The following is a 16219-nucleotide window of genomic DNA, read 5'->3' as shown; positions in this document are numbered from 1 at the left end:
TTTAAATGTAACTTTTAAGCTTTACAAAAAAGACAATTGACCTCTTTTGGTGTCAATTGTCTTTTTTTTATACCTTTTTAGTAAATTCAATATATAATCTATCTGGCATTTTATGTTCAAGTTCCAATTTAACTGTAATTGGTTTTTCCCCTTCAAATTCTATTGCATTTCCCTTCCCAATATATATAAACGGTTGAGTTACTCCATCTATCTCTTTATATTTTCTAATAAATAAATGAAGATTTACATTTCTATCTGCATTATAAATAATGTCTTTACCTCTATCTGTATGTTGAGGAGTTTGGTTTGGTGTCTGCCATTGAAAAATTCTATCGTTTATAAATTTGTCTTTGTAATTAATACTTTCCTTAATATCCGCATCTTTATGCAACTCAATAAATAAAAAGTATTCTTTACCATTCACTGCAAGACCACCATCCCTATATGAAGAATGTTTCTTTTCAGAATTTGATAATAATGCTAAATCAACCATCCTATATTGTTCATATAACTTTAAAAATGGATTCCCAAAGTTTTCACTTCCGAATTTCTTTTCATAAGTGATAAGAGCAAAATTCACTATATCTTTTATTATATTTTTATAAGCTTCAGCTTTTAATATTCTCATAAACGGTAATAATCTCACTAATATATTGTCTTCATAATTGAAGCATTTAATATTTCTTTCTATTTCACGTTTATCATAAAAACTTTGATTTAAGGTCTTAAAGCTATGAATTATGGTTTTGTCCTCTACATTATCCATATACTTTAGCATTTCATTTTTTGCTTCCTCTAGAGTTATTTTTTCATGCTCTAGCAGATATTTTATTACTATGAATTCATGTGGTCTCTTTATTGGCAATTTACTAGATAATTCTTTCATAACTTTAACAAAAGCCTCATCTTCTAATAAATCCTTAATATAAGAACTTTTTTCTACCTTATTTAAAAATTCAAGATAAGTATTTGCATATTTAATATACTTTAATGGATCTGGAGCTCCATCGTATTTAACATAGTCCATTAACTTATAAGGAATCTTACCACCTATTAAGCCTTTAAATTCATTATATTCTTCTTTTAAATATTTTAAGCTATTGAAATTTTCAGTATTTAATTGTTCTAAAATTCTTTCTTGTGCGATTCTATCCATTTGAATATTTGAACAACCAGGTATATCTGAAAAATCAGTGGCTACAGATACCTTCAAGCTATCTTTATCATAATATCTGCCACCTTTTAAAGCTATTGACATTAAAAAGGCTTTATTATGATTCCCAATGAAATCAAGTACTGTTAAGAAACGCTTGTCCCTATGTTTTCTCAAACCTCTTCCTAATTGTTGAATAAAAATTATAGGCGAATTAGTTGGTCTTAGCATTAATACTTGGTTAACTGATGGAATATCTACACCTTCATTAAAAATATTTACTGTGAATATTACTGTTAAAGAATCAGCATTATCTTCTAATTTCTTTATATAGGTTTGTCTTTTATCAACAGAATCATCTCCTGTTAATGCGATACTGTCTATCCCACGCTTGCAAAATTCCTTTGCCATATAAATAGCATGCTCTTTATTTACACAAAAGCCTATGCATTTTTGATAATCTCCATCATAATTGTAAAAGTTCATCTTTTCTATAATGAACTCCACCCTAGAATTAATCATTAACCTTTTAGATATCTCAGCATAATCATCAAGCTTTACCCCTTCTAAATCTACGCTGTCAATATCAGTTATTCCAAAGTAATGAAAAGGTACAATAAGTTCATTTTCCAAAGCTTCATATAATCTTATTTCAATTGCTACATTATTATCAAACCTATCAAAAATGTTTCCTGTATCGCATCTCTCAGGAGTTGCTGTCATTCCAAGTAAAAACTTTGGTTTAAAATAATCTAAGACCTTTTTATATGTAGGACTTGTACTGTGATGTGCTTCATCAATAACTATGTATTCAAATTCATCTTTAGCAAAATTGTCTAAATTTCTTTCCATGGCTTGTATTGTTGCAAAAAGATAATTTACATTATTATCCTTCATATTACCTGTGTAAAAACCTGTTTTTATGTATTTATTTTTACATATGTTCTTATAGGTCTCTTCAGCATCTCTTAAAATCTCTTCCCTGTGAACTAAGAATAATAGTTTTTTAGGAGTAAAATTCATAACATCAAAGGCTGACATATAGGTCTTTCCTGTACCAGTTGCTGCTATAACTAAAGCTTTATTTTCTCCTGTTTTTCTAAGTCTATCTAAATTTTCCATAGCTCTTTTTTGCATTACATTAGGCTGAATAATTTCATATTCGGAAAAATCTACTATATTCTTATGTTCTGCTTTGCGTAGATTAATTATAAAATTTTTATATTTATTCAAGAAAGCTTCATCTACAAAGCCTGTCTCATTGTATATTGAATTGTATTCTTCTAAAACTTCATTAACAAAATCTGTTTCCTTCTTAGAAATAACCATAACATTCCACTCAATATTACTTTTTAATGCTCTTTGAGTAATATTAGCAGAACCTATGATTATTTTGTAATTGTCCTCATTTTCAAAGATATAAGCTTTAGTGTGAAAGCCTTTTTCTTTATCTGCTATAAATATTTTCAAATCAATATTATTAAACTGTTTTATTTTCTCCAAAGCTTTTGGTTCAGTAAAATTCAAATAAGTCGAAGTAATAATTCTTCCCCTTACCCCTTTTTCTTCTAATTCCTTAAAAGAATCCAATAATAGCTGCAACCCACTAAAATTTATAAAAGCTACACTAAAATAGAATTTCTCACATTCCTCTAAACTAATTTTTAGCTCCTTTAATAAATTACCTCTTTGAGAATTTACAATTAATTTATTATGTACAAGATACTTTTCTTCTATTATCGTTTTGGGCTCTAGTTCCTCTATACCCTTAATATTGAGTTTTTCTGATAATTCATTTAAAAGGTTATCCATTCTTTTACTCCCACAATCATGTTTTATTAATCCTAATATGATTAATTTATCTAATATATCTATATATTACCATGAAATTAAAATTATTAAAATGGACCTATGAATTAACTAATTTCTTTAACTTTTTCATCTTCCTTACTTTTATCTAGTTGATTTACCTAAATTGTCCAATATAGTTTTGCCAACATTTGCTACTACATACTACTAGATAATTGTGGTACAATATCCAATGTAAATATATCAACCACAGAAGGATGGCTGTGGAGGTTTTGAACGTTTTTTCCTCCTTGGGTTATTAGTGAGTTATTTCACTTTAGCTTAGGAGGTGGTATTGGATATGATAGTTACTTTTATATTATGTGCATCAATTATATATGTTATTAGATTAATTTTGAGACATAATCTTTTTGTGCATCATTTAAAAATCAAGAGTAAATTTCTTGGTATTGATATAGAAATTAAAAGTAAAGAAAAAAGCACTCCTCCATCCGACAAAGATCTGTAGTGCTTTTTCTACAATTTATAAATGATATAAATTAATTCAATAGCCCTAAAACAAAATAAATGTTCTAAGGATTGCTTAGTGTTACAGCACTAAGCATTTCTTATTTATATTATATCAAATATTTTTAAAATTAAAACATATTTTTTGTATTTGTTACTTTAAAATAAATGTAGACAATATATCACACTTCTATTCCCAATCCATAAATTTTAGATTTTAGAGCAATGTATTCTAATTTTTTATATTAATTTCATAATTTATAAATAAAACCAACTACTAATTATGCTTATTAACTTTAGTCATTGCATCTTCTCATCCAAGCAATTCCAGAGATCAATGGATTCTTTCTTCGACACCTTAACTGATTATCGGCGTACTATAATCATAAACAATGAGATACTATTGATTCCTTATTCCTTGGAGGGTGTGGCCAATATTACCAACAAAAACCATCCTATAGTAAAAGGTGGTGAAAAGTAGCTATCTTGCCCACTTTAAGCTATTTTATTCAATTGACTTCATCAACTCAAAGAAATATTTTGACTCTTGGGTTTTATAAAGATTATACCAGGAATCTAGGGTTTGCGGTGAGAATACATCTAGAATTTTCAATATATGCAAAGCAAATTCAAGAGGAGCTATTCCAGAAGCAGTAATCAAACTTCCATCAGTAACTACACATTCCTGCTTATAATACATTTCTCCAGCATAACTAGGACAGACCATTTTAAGATAACCAAGGTCGTTACTTGTATGAGCTCGCTTATCCAATACTCCCCCCATAGTAAGTCCTATTGTAGCACCACAAATTGCCCCTACAACAATACCTTTCTCTAAATATTTTTCAGCCATTTCTATAATTGGAGCATGTATTCCTTCTGTCCATGTATTCCCGCCAGGTAGAATCAAAGCAACAGCATCTTTAAAACTACACTCCTTAAGTTCAATTTCTGGCAATATTTTAAGACCTCCCATTGTAGTAATAGGGGTCTTAGTAATTCCTACAGTTACTATTTTTAGCGGCATTAATCCCTTTTTGAAGTACCTTCCCGAATTGATTTCAGCGCTTAAATAACCTATTTCCCAGTCTGCCATTGTATCAAATACATAAAGATATACTGTATTCTTCATTTTCTATTCCTCCAAATTCATTTAATTGTTGCTATTTATTACAAGATGGTCTCAAACTCCATCTTGATCTATTATAAATTATCTTCACTGACAAATTCGGTCAGTTAAGATAATGGGCCATCAAATCTTTAAGAATTGCTGCCATAGCATCTTTAAAACTATTTGGTTCAAGAACCTTTATTGATTTACCATATTGGAGTAGAATGTGAGGAACATAAGTATGGATTGAGTATTCATCCATTAAAAAATTAGCTCTGCATTCAGTTCGCTCTATCAGATGATATCCTAAAAACCAATGTGCACAAAGGTCATTCAATGCTTCTGATTTACCCTCAATTACTAAATTGCAAAGTCCTTCCTTACTTTCCACATCGGATAATAAGTTTTTTGTAAAAAACTCACGAGCCGAAAAATCTTCAGGACGCTTAAACGTATTTTGAGTGCTTATAATATTTGCTACTCTATCTACCCTAAAGCTGCGAATTTCATTCCTAAGATGGCAAAATCCAACAACATACCATTTATCGTTCCAATAAAGCATCCCATATGGGTCAACAACCCTATGCTTAGGATTCCCTTCATAACCTGTACAGTATTCAATTTCCATAGAGCATTCATTAGCAACAGCTTGTTCAATCTCCCTTAATATAGGTTTGACAGCTGGATTGCAAATACGACTCACTACTTCAAATCCAACTAAATGACGATTAAGATTTTTTTCTTGTTCTTGATTCGAGAACCTCTTTAACTTTGATGTTGCACTATTTAGTGCTTCTATAAAAGGATAGCCTGCTTCCATTGCAAAAGTTGCAGCATGCAAAAGTGATTTTTTCTCTTCAATATCAAAAAACAAAGGTGTTCGAATAAAATTGTTAAGCAGACTATATCCGCCATTATGACCAGGCTCCGATATTATTGGCACTCCACTAACGCACAATGCATCCATGTAACGATAAACTGACCTTATGTTTATTTCTAACCTTTCAGATATTTCCTTCGCAGTTATTTTTGCACGTGAATTCAGCATCCATAAGATTGCTAGCATATTATCATTTTTGGGCATAATGCTCCTCACTTCCCTAGGTTTATAATAAACCATGTTTAAATATGTACAATTTACAATACAGAATTAAGTACAATTCCTTCCTTAAAGCCCCCACGTTCCTCTCTCTTCTTATCTCTAGCATTTAAAAGGTCCTCTTCACTATAACCTAAGCTATCAGCAAGTCCAAACAAAACCTCCATTATATCAGCTAATTCCTCTAAATTCTTATCTTCTAAAAATTCATTAACTTCTTCTTGTAATTTAGCTTCTAAAAGCTCGTACTTTTCATCTCCAGCTACAATTACAGTATCACATGCTCTTCCATCTGCTTTTATTATTTCTGGAATTTTATCTCTAACTAATTTATTATATGTCTTCATTACTTTTCACTCTTTTCGTAATTATTCATTTAAATATAAATTACTTCCAATGTTCCATTGTCATTATACTGAAAGTTATCCCTTCCTTACCATAAACTCAATTGCTTTTTTCTCATTTCCATACTTCATTTAATCTCTTCATCTGAACTTATTATAGTACCTTCACTCATCTATATTGTCATCATTGTAGTATCAAGTATTAAATCGCATTGATTCCTAATATCTAATTCTGCAAAATAATGTTCTTCCATAGGAATCCATTTATTTAGAAAATCTTCTAGTTTTTCTTTTCCGTTACGTTTTAGTATTCTCTCATATTGTACCTTTGAATTAACATTTATAAAAATTTTATAATCATAGTAATTTCTTAATTTAGGATGAAGACTATAACTTCCTTCAACTATAGTTAAGTTCTTTGATTCAACTTTGATGGGCTGACTAAATTCCCATATATTACACAGATATTTCCTATATGTAACAGACTTTCCGTTTTGAATAGGCTTTAATATTTCCTCCTCAAACCTTTCATAGTGAACATTCTCGCCAGCCTTTTTTAACCTTTCTTCAGTTTTCATCTCAAGAGGTAAGAAAAAATCATCCATATGGAAAATGTTACAATCAAACTGCTCTTTAAGCAGTAATCCCAAAGTACTCTTACCTCCACCACATCTTCCATCAATTGCAATTAATAACTTTTTATTATCTTTTAATAAATTTTCAATTACATCAAATACATCTTTGTATTCATTATAAATTAATGGCTTAAGTTCCTTTCCCATGGTTCCCTCCAACATTTAAAATCCGGCTGCCTAAAAGCAGATTTCCTATAATGAATTTATTGAAATACACTCCTGCGGGAGGTATTTCTACAGTAATAATGTGCATAATCTTTTCATATATCATTTAAAATATAAAGCTAAGTTTATTGGCCTTGATATAGAAGTTAAAAGTAAAGAAAAAAGTGCCCCATCCCAACAAGATAAGCACTTTTTTCTAAGATTATTTAAAAAATCTAATCTAATAGCCCTAAAATAAAATAAGCACTTTGTGAAAGTGACCAGCATCAAATATAAAATTTTGGCTATCTACTTTTGTTCTAAGGATTGCTTAGTGTTACCAGCACTAAGCTTTTCTTATTTATATTATATCAAAATTTATAAAAATCAAAACATATTTTTTATAAGATTTACACATCTTCATTACATACACCATTAAACAGATTTTAATTTAGAAATTGTGTAGTTTATTATAATTCTCACTTTTTTACCTCTACTTGTTCCCATTCCATCAAGGATATGTATCTATTTACACCTTTTCCAAACGGAATACCTTCCAAATTATATACGATATTGCCCATGATAAAATAAATAGAACTACAAGTACATATCCAATTCCAGCAAAATTAAGATTTTGTATCCATTCCCAAATTCCGTAATTCAATCCCAATTTAGGCGTTAATATCTGTGCTAATTCAATAAATCCTATACCTAAGGCTGCTATTATAGACAATCCTGTTACTGATAAATTATAATAAATCTTGCGTAAAGGAGTTGAAAATGCCCAATTATATGCAGTAGTCATAAATATTCCATCCACGGTATCCATTAAACTCATTCCAGCAGCAAAAAGAATTGGCAAAGATATTATCATAGAAAATGGAACAGCTTGGGTTGCAGCATTTGCAGAAATAGCTAAAAGCGCTACTTCTGATGCAGTATCAAATCCTAAGCCAAATAAAAAAATCGCAGGCGACTGTGGAGCCGTAGATTTTTTTTACGCATCTGCCTTTTCGAACGCATGTGAGAAAAATCTGGCAGGCGAATATGATTTATTTTTTTATTCTTTTAAAATATTAAGCCTAGTTGATTAGTCTGTTTCAAAAGTTATCCACAGATTGTCTAACAATATAATTTCCTAAAGAATAAAAAACCAAGTGGATACACATGCCAGCTCTTATTGATGAAACGATACAAAAATCCAAAAACGCGTGAAACAAATCCTCGTTGTAATAAAATCTGATTCATATGCTCTTCATCAAATTTCCCCTTGCGTACTCCAACAAATAGTTTGTAAATATCAAACCATATATATAAATTTAATAATCCTATAAGCATAAGGAAACTGCCTGATACAGTTGTACCAATTACACTGCCTATAGTTTTTATATAAGGGATATTCTCTTGAGCCCATTTCATTGAAAACACAGTTAATATTGACATGATAAATACTACCGAGGAATGTCCAATAGAAAAGAAAAAACCAACACCTAAAGGATTTTCTTTTTGTTGTATTAATTTACGAACAGTGTTATCAATTGACGCTATATGATCTGCATCAAAAGCATGTCTTAAACCTAGTGTATAAGCTAAAAAGCCAAGTCCAACTATCTGTGGATATTTAGTTATATTGGGTAATAAAAGTAGTATTCCTATAACATGCAATAGTAGTACTATAATACCATAAGGTATCCATTTATGATGTTTTTTTAATGGGAAGTTCATATCAACCTCTCCTCTCTCACTAGTTTATGAAAAAATAAAATTACATTCAACATATTTGCAGGCTAGACCTGAGATAAAGTATGAAAAATAATTACATATACTTATCCTATTTCTTATTTAATATTTCATTTGCTATGACAATTTGTCCTAATGCCACACCACCATCATTTGCTGGTATAAGTTTATTTGTATACACAGTAAATTTTTCATTTTCCAATTCATTTATTAAATTTTTTAACAAATAAGAATTTTGAAATACCCCTCCGCTTAATGCTACTTCATTAACACCTGTATCTTTTCTAATTAGATTACACATATCTTTTGAGCATTTAATTATTGTATTATGAAACTTATCTGAAATAATAGATGCTTCTTCACCAATTAATTTATCTTTTATAATACCTACAATAATTTTTTCTGGTTTCAAAATATAACCCTCACTTAAAGGTATATCATAATCATAAAAATCCAAACTCTTCTTAGAAGCAGCTGCTTCAAGTTCAATAGCAGCTTGACCTTCATATGTAATATGGTTTCTGATTCCAATTAAGCTTGATACAGCATCAAAAAAGCGTCCCATACTTGAGGTTTCAGGGCAATTAATATCTGCTTCAATCATAGCTATTATATTAATTGCTTTATTTCCATAGAGTCTATTTAATATTTCTCTCATTTGTGTATCTGAGCTGCATTCCTTCCATATCTTTGACTTAAAAATCTTATATATATATGCTACAGCCATTCTCCATGGCTCCTTAACAGCCTTGTCACCACCAGGCATTTTTATATAGTCTAAATGTCCTAATCTGGTAAATTCTTTGTTATTACAAAGTAAAAACTCCCCTCCCCAGATCCTTCCATCAATTCCATAACCTGTTCCATCATAAGCAATTCCAATAACTTTTTTATTTATGTTATTTTCAACTAAGCAGCTTACAATATGTGCGTGATGATGCTGAACTTGAATTTTAGGTAAGGGTGAATTATATGCATATTCACTAGAAGCATAATTTGGATGCATGTCACAAGCAATATACTTGGGAGTGAAATGAAATATATTTTTAAAATGTTCTATATTATTCTTATAATGTTCAATTGTTTCTATATTTTCTAAATTCCCATTGTATTGACTTAAAAATAAATAATTTTCTTTTCCAATGCAAAAAGTGTTTTTCATATTTGAACCACAAGCTAAGATTTCTTTTGGATTCTCTATTTTTATAGGCTCAGGCACATATCCTCTTGCTCTTCTTACTATGCGAACTTCATTATCTACTACCCTTACTACTGAATCATCTATTGGCATATAAATGTCTCTATTATGTAATAAAAAATAATCTGCAATATCCTTTAAATTATCAATTGCACTTTCATTATTATATTCTAAAGGTAATCCGTTAACATTTGCACTTGTCATAATTAAAATTTCAACCTTATCTTCAAATAGTAAATAATGTAGCGGGGTGTAAGGCAGCATAACTCCTAATGTCTTTTGCTTTGGTGCTATTGATTCTAATAAATTGTAACTATCAATCTGATCCAGTATTGCTATTGGTTTCTTTGTGCCTATAAGTACTTTTTCCTCTTCCTCATTTACATAACAATATTTTTTAACCTTGTCTATATCTTTCATCATAACAGCAAAAGATTTGTGTGGTCTTTTTTTTCTAGTTCTTAATATATTTATTGCTTCTTCATTTTCAGCATCACAAACTAAATGAAATCCCCCAAGGCCTTTAATAGCAAAAATTTTGCCTTCCTTAAGTTTTTTTCTTGTCCATCCTAATACATCCTTAGTTTCTATCTTTATTCCTTTGAAATCCTGAATCCAAAGCTCAGGACCACATTCCTTACAAACATTAGGCTGTGCATGGAATCTTCTGTTAACTGGATCAGTATATTCTTCATTGCATTCTCTGCACATTTTAAATTTCTTCATGGTTGTGTTATCTCTATCATATGGAATAGATTTTATTATTGAAAATCTTGGACCACAATTTGTACAATTTGTAAATGGATATCTATATCTTTTGTTTGATGGATTTGTAATATCTTCAATACAATCTTTACAAGTAGCCACATCGGGAGAAATTAAAGTAATCTTTTCATCTTTTCTTTCACTTTCTCTAATGTCAAAGCTTTTATAATTTATAAGCTCTTTTTCCTGTATGATTATATTTTCTATTTTAGCTAATGAAGGTTTTTTAAGTTTTAAATTATTAATAAAGTCATTTAACTTCTTTTCTTCTCCCTCTACATCAATATATACACCCTCTGAATTGTTATTAATCCACCCTTTTAAATCAAGTGCTAGAGCTTCATTATAAACAAAAGGTCTAAAACCTACCCCTTGAACAATCCCCTCTACTTTCAAAAATAATCTCTTCATAACATAACACCTTCCTATAGCTTAAAATATCCTAGATAGCTGCTAGACTAACCCAAATGATTTTTATCTAACTCATTCCTAAGACATTATCAAAAAATTAACAAGTCAATCCTCTGTCTATTTTCTTTCATATACCTAATTTAGCATATTCTAGGCAGCTGCTGACCTGAAGGCATGTCTACTATTCGCTTTCCACCTATGATTGTTTTTAAATATACTTTTTGTGGAACCTGCTCTATAACTCTGCCAATAATCGCTGCATTAACCCCAAGTGAATGTTTTTTCATGGCCTCTAATACTTGATTTGCATAAGCTTCTGGTACAAAGCAGCATAATTTACCTTCATTGGCAATATATAACGGATCTAATCCTAAAAGTTCGCAGCTTCCTTTTACTTCTTCGCTTATAGGAATTGAACTTTCCTCTAGTTCAATGGATACTTTGCTCATTTCTGCAATTTCATTTAAAACAGCTGCAACTCCACCTCTTGTAGCATCCCTTAGGACATGAATATCAGAACATACTTCGAGCATTGAATCCACAAGGGAATTTAAAGGTGCACAATCACTTTTTAACTCGCCTTCTATATCTATTCCGCTTCTTTGGCACATGATAGTCATTCCATGATCACCTAAAGTTCCATTAACAATAACCACATCTCCAGCCATGGCATTATATGCTTTAATATTTGTATTCTCATAAATTGTGCCTATCCCAGATGTATTTATAAATACTCCATCCACTCCACCTTTTTCAACTACTTTAGTATCACCAGCTACTATTTGAATCTTAGCTTCTTCTGCTGCATCTGCCATAGATTTTACAATCATCTCTAGTTTTTCTATTTCAAATCCTTCTTCTATAATAAATGCACTGGTTAAATATAAAGGTTTAGCTCCACTCACGGCTAAATCATTTACCGTACCACAAACTGCAAGCTTTCCAATATCTCCCCCATTAAAAAATATGGGATTAACTACAAAGGAATCTGTGGTGACAGCAATTCTCTTGCTGCCATCTAGACTAATTTGCGCTGAATCATTCATTTCACTTATAATTTCATTATTAAAATACTTTATAAATAAATCATTAATTAGGTTATTAGTTTGTTTTCCACCACTACCATGACTTAATGAAATTCTCTCTTCCATATTTGTTCCTCCTATTATATATCTATAATTATTTCCCTTAATCAAGTGAAACTTTATTAAGATTGGATTTGGTCTCCATGTGAATCTTAGTTGAACTTATACCCTTAAGGGGTACTCTGTCTATGGTCATGTCGCTGTTAGCTCTCACTTAAGCAGATAAGTGAAAGTTCAAATCTATGATTTGATGATGGTCGTATGCTCTGTGAGTACTCATCTAACTTCAAGAAAAGGAGTTTCATATATAGTGGGAGTGTTACAACAGCTAAACATCACATAAATCTTATTAAAATAACTTAAGATATTTCCAAGAAATATCCCCTAAAACTGTAAATTGCCCATAGGGTACCCTAAGTGGTACAAACTGTACCCTGCAAATTATATACTGTATCTATAATAAGCAGCACAAGTACCTTCTGAAGATACCATGCAAGAGCCCACAGGATTTTCAGGTGTGCAGGCCTTCTTAAATAGTGGACATTCAAAAGGAGTTATTTTTCCTTTAAGTATATCACCACACCTACAGCCTGGACTTCCATCATAATCCTTATAATCTATATTAAAATGCTTTATCGCATCAAAATCTTCATATTCTTTATTGAATTTATATCCGCTACTTTGAATAATACCAATTCCTCTCCAAGCACTTTCAGTAACTTCAAAAACTTTATGTAAATACCCTAAAGCCTCTGGATTCCCACAATCCCTGACTATTCTTTTATAATCATTTATTACGTCATAATCTTTTTCATTTATCATATTAATAAGTTTATTTAAGCCGCCAAGTATATCTAAGGGTTCAAATCCAGCTATAACTCCTGGAATTTTATATTCCTTGCCTAAAAATTCATATGGCTTTTTACCTATAACAGCACTAACATGCCCTGGAAGTAAAAATCCATCTATATTAATTTCCTTATCCTCTACAAGAGTCTTCATGGCAGGTGGAACTATTTTATGAGCAGTTAAAAAAAATAAATTTTTTACTCCTTTCTTTCTTGCTTCTACTGCTGTTATTGCAGTCATTGGCGTTGTTGTTTCAAATCCAACTGAAAGAAAAACTATTTTTTTTGATGAATTGTTTTCTGCAAGTGTGAGTGCATCCATTGGTGAGTATACAATTCTAATATCTGCTCCTTCTCCTTTTCTTTTCATTAAGGAAGTTGTCTTACCTGGCACTCTCATCATATCTCCAAAAGTTGCAATTATAACGTCTTTATTTAAACTTAACTCTAAAGCTGTATCAATATAACTTTGAGGAGTAACACATACAGGACACCCTGGTCCTGAAATTATCTTTATATTTTCAGGAAGTATGTACCTTATTCCATATCTAAATATTGACATAGTATGAGTTCCACACACTTCCATTATATTTATTTTTTCATTAGTAATATTTTGTATTAATTTCACAAGGCCTTTAGCATAGTCTCCATTTCTAAATTCATCAACAAATTTCATTATCTGATAGCTCCTTTATCAGTTCTAAAGTTTTTGCTGCTTCTTCTTCATCAATTTTTTCTATGGCACAACCTGCGTGGACTAATACATATTCTCCAACTTTTGCATCTGGAATTAGCTGCATAAAAACTTCTCTTTTCATATTACCTATTTCTATAATTCCTCTAAATTCATGTAAGCTTAAAATCTTTCCTGGAACTGCTAAGCACATAATACTTCCTCCTAAACATCAGATTAAATTTTAACTTTATCTCTTTTAATGTAGAGTAGAGTTTCAAATACGAAACTCTACTCTTTCTTCTTTCTTTTTTCTATAAAATAAACAATCCATATACTTGTTTCATATAGTATTATTATGGGTAAAATTGTTAATATGCAAGTAAATAATCCTGCATTCGACAAGAACAAACCTTCTAAAGTTAAAGCAAAGAAAATGATATATTTTCTCCACTTTTTAAGAATTTTAGAACTTAACAATGACATTTTTCCTAAAATTACAATTGCATAAGGCATCAAAAATACTACGCCTATGAAAAAACAAAAAATGCCTATGAAACTGAAATATGTTCTTCCTGAAAGTAGTGGATTCATATACTCTTGCCCATACGATATAAGAAAATTTAAGATTAGTGGTATTAATAATATGTATCCAAAAAACATACCAAAAAGAAATAAGATAACTATAAAATATAAATTTATATATAATAATTTTTTTTCTTTCTTAGTGAGCCCTGGATTAACAAATGCTGCAATTTCATATATTATAATTGGACTTACAGCTATAGTACCAGTGAATATTGCTAACTCCATTCTAGTTACAAATCCCTCTGTTATTGAAAAATAGACAAGATTTAAATCAAACTTCTTTATAGGATACATCAATATTTCTATTAAGTAATAAACCTTATCATATATTACTCCTGCTGCTATAGCCACAAATATAATGCTTATTATTAATCTCTTTCTTAACTCTCTAAGGTGATCCACCACAGACATATCTTTTATATTTTCATCAGCCATATAATCACCTCTAAAATCAGTATTTATGCGCCCTATCTCTTTTTTCTAATAAGTAAATACACCAAATGCTAATTTCATATAAAGCTATTATAGGCATAGTTACTAAAATAAAAGTTACAGCATCTAATGAAGGGGAAACAATTGCTACAGTAATTAGTGATAACATTACAGCAAACTTTCTCTTGGTTTTTAACATTTTACTATTAACTATTCTGAGTCTTGACAAAGCAATGAGTATGAGTGGAAGTTCAAACAGTATACCTATAGTCAATAGCAATGTTCCTATAAAAGAAAAATAGTCGCTGCCTGATAAAGTTGCTTTCATAAAATCATTTCCACAATCTAATAAGAAACCTATAGTTGATGGCAGTAAAAATTTGTATCCAAATAAAATGCCGCCTATAAATAGTGCTACAGCAAGTGGAATTATAACAAAATAAAGCAACCTTCTAACTTTCTTATCAATTTTTGAAGCTCCGATAGATATTAATAAATAAGTTATTATAGGAGAAGAAACTATAACTCCGCCTAAAAATGCGACCTTCATTTTTGCCATAAAGCCTTCAACAGGAGTCATAAAATATAAATCAATCCCATTAAGTGGTTTAATTAAAATCTTTATAATATAATCCACCTGAAAATACATTGCTGCTGTGGCAATAATAACAATAGCAAATATTCCTATTATTACTTTTCTGAATTTCTCTAGAACATGTGCTATATGAACAATCTGTTCACTCTTTACCATACCTTCACTCCTACTTTTCTTCTTTTTTCTCGTCTTTCTTTTCTTCTTTTATCTCTTCAGTTTTTGCTTCAGTAGCAGCAATATCATCATCATTCTTTGTTAAATCATTTGATGCTTTCTTAAACTCTTTAATTGCTTCTCCAATAGATTTACCTACTGATGGAAGTTTTCCTGGTCCAAAAATTACTAAAGCAATTACTAATATAACTATTAATTCTGGAAATCCTATTCTTGGCATATTACTCTTCCTCCTAAAATCCTATTTATTATTTTCTTTTTTCAATAACCTTGTCCTTTAACCATGAACAAAATTCATCTATTCCTTCATCTTTTATACAATTTGTTTCAAAGGTTACAGCATTAGCATTTAAAGACTTTATATCTTTATAAAATTCTTCTTTGTTAAAATTAGTAAATGGCAACAAGTCTATTTTATTTAAAATAACTGCTCCACTTTTTTCAAACATTAAAGGATACTTAAGTGGCTTATCATTTCCTTCTGTGGTGCTTAAAACACTAACTTTGATATCTTCACCAATCTCAAATTCAGCAGGACACACAAGGTTTCCTACATTTTCTATTACAAGAAGCTCCATGCTATCTAAATTTAATGAATCCAGTGAATTTTTGATCATATCTCCATCTAAATGACATGCTCCACCTGTATTTATTTGTACAACTGGTATGCCTTGTGCTTCAATTCTTTCTGCATCCTTAGTTGTATAAATATCACCTTCTATTACAGCAATTTTTATTTCATTCTTTAATTTAGCAATAACTTTTTCAAGTATTGAAGTTTTACCTGAACCTGGTGAACTCATTAAATTAACAACATAAATTCTTTTTTCATCTAATATTTTTTTGTTTTTGGCAGTTATTTCATCATTTGTTTGAAGTATATTGGTTACTACTTTAATTTCACTCAT

General features: G+C 30.2%; 14 protein-coding genes and 2 pseudogenes. 1 reads left to right on the top strand and 15 read right to left on the bottom strand.

Going from position 1 to position 16219, the window contains the following annotated elements; genetic code table 11:
• Positions 1 to 67: 67 nt before the first annotated feature.
• The gene (locus tag L3B98_RS12160) at positions 68 to 2965 is read right to left on the bottom strand and encodes a DEAD/DEAH box helicase (protein ID WP_238916811.1); all 2898 of its coding nucleotides are present in this window, start codon (positions 2963 to 2965) and stop codon (positions 68 to 70) included.
• 337 nt (positions 2966 to 3302) lie between these two features.
• On the opposite strand from L3B98_RS12160, the gene L3B98_RS12155 reads away from it, so the two are divergent.
• Complete coding sequence (locus L3B98_RS12155; protein ID WP_238916810.1) at positions 3303 to 3470, top strand: hypothetical protein; 168 nt, start codon at positions 3303 to 3305, stop codon at positions 3468 to 3470.
• Positions 3471 to 3974: 504 nt separating this feature from the next.
• Here L3B98_RS12155 and L3B98_RS12150 read toward each other — a convergent pair.
• The 14 genes and pseudogenes from L3B98_RS12150 to hypB all read right to left on the bottom strand — a co-directional run bounded on the left by L3B98_RS12150 (position 3975) and on the right by hypB (position 16219).
• Positions 3975 to 4601: a type 1 glutamine amidotransferase family protein gene (locus L3B98_RS12150; protein ID WP_238916809.1), complete on the bottom strand. Its 627-nt coding sequence runs from the start codon at positions 4599 to 4601 to the stop codon at positions 3975 to 3977.
• A gap of 100 nt (positions 4602 to 4701) precedes the next feature.
• A complete protein-coding gene (locus tag L3B98_RS12145; protein ID WP_238916808.1) occupies positions 4702 to 5664 on the bottom strand; it encodes a YafY family protein in 963 nt (320 codons plus the stop codon).
• A gap of 53 nt (positions 5665 to 5717) precedes the next feature.
• The gene (locus L3B98_RS12140) at positions 5718 to 6026 is read right to left on the bottom strand and encodes a nucleoside triphosphate pyrophosphohydrolase (protein ID WP_238916807.1); all 309 of its coding nucleotides are present in this window, start codon (positions 6024 to 6026) and stop codon (positions 5718 to 5720) included.
• A 170-nt stretch (positions 6027 to 6196) separates the two neighbouring features.
• Complete coding sequence (locus tag L3B98_RS12135; RefSeq protein WP_238916806.1) at positions 6197 to 6805, bottom strand: uridine kinase; 609 nt, start codon at positions 6803 to 6805, stop codon at positions 6197 to 6199.
• Positions 6806 to 7331: 526 nt separating this feature from the next.
• Positions 7332 to 7766 (bottom strand): annotated as a pseudogene (locus L3B98_RS12130) (HoxN/HupN/NixA family nickel/cobalt transporter); the annotation flags it as partial.
• A gap of 179 nt (positions 7767 to 7945) precedes the next feature.
• A pseudogene (locus L3B98_RS12125) lies at positions 7946 to 8527 on the bottom strand (HoxN/HupN/NixA family nickel/cobalt transporter); the annotation flags it as partial.
• 106 nt (positions 8528 to 8633) lie between these two features.
• Entirely contained in the window at positions 8634 to 10916 is a 2283-nt protein-coding gene (gene hypF / locus L3B98_RS12120) for a carbamoyltransferase HypF (protein ID WP_238916805.1), read from the bottom strand.
• Between the two features lie 140 nt (positions 10917 to 11056).
• On the bottom strand, positions 11057 to 12067 hold the full coding sequence (gene hypE / locus L3B98_RS12115; RefSeq protein WP_238916804.1) for a hydrogenase expression/formation protein HypE: 1011 nt from the start codon (positions 12065 to 12067) through the stop codon (positions 11057 to 11059).
• Positions 12068 to 12442: 375 nt separating this feature from the next.
• Positions 12443 to 13525, bottom strand: coding sequence for a hydrogenase formation protein HypD (hypD, locus tag L3B98_RS12110; protein WP_238916803.1), 1083 nt, complete (start codon positions 13523 to 13525; stop codon positions 12443 to 12445).
• Positions 13512 to 13736 carry a HypC/HybG/HupF family hydrogenase formation chaperone gene (locus L3B98_RS12105; RefSeq protein WP_015394135.1) on the bottom strand — a complete coding sequence of 75 codons (225 nt, stop codon included), beginning with the start codon at positions 13734 to 13736 and terminating at the stop codon, positions 13512 to 13514. Before L3B98_RS12105 ends, hypD begins: the two co-directional genes overlap by 14 nt.
• Before the next feature lie 77 nt (positions 13737 to 13813).
• Positions 13814 to 14545 (bottom strand): twin-arginine translocase subunit TatC, encoded by a 732-nt coding sequence (gene tatC, locus L3B98_RS12100; protein WP_015394136.1) that lies wholly within the window; start codon positions 14543 to 14545, stop codon positions 13814 to 13816.
• Positions 14546 to 14561: 16 nt separating this feature from the next.
• Complete coding sequence (locus L3B98_RS12095) at positions 14562 to 15293, bottom strand: twin-arginine translocase subunit TatC (protein ID WP_238916802.1); 732 nt, start codon at positions 15291 to 15293, stop codon at positions 14562 to 14564.
• A 10-nt stretch (positions 15294 to 15303) separates the two neighbouring features.
• Positions 15304 to 15531, bottom strand: coding sequence for a twin-arginine translocase TatA/TatE family subunit (locus L3B98_RS12090; RefSeq protein ID WP_015394138.1), 228 nt, complete (start codon positions 15529 to 15531; stop codon positions 15304 to 15306).
• Between the two features lie 28 nt (positions 15532 to 15559).
• The gene (hypB, locus tag L3B98_RS12085; RefSeq protein ID WP_238916801.1) at positions 15560 to 16219 is read right to left on the bottom strand and encodes a hydrogenase nickel incorporation protein HypB; all 660 of its coding nucleotides are present in this window, start codon (positions 16217 to 16219) and stop codon (positions 15560 to 15562) included.

It is taken from the genome of Clostridium sp. YIM B02555, from assembly GCF_022320955.1.
GTDB lineage: Bacteria > Bacillota > Clostridia > Clostridiales > Clostridiaceae > Clostridium > Clostridium saccharoperbutylacetonicum.
The sequence above is the reverse complement of the archived record's forward strand: the minus strand, read 5'-3'. Positions and strand labels throughout refer to the sequence as shown.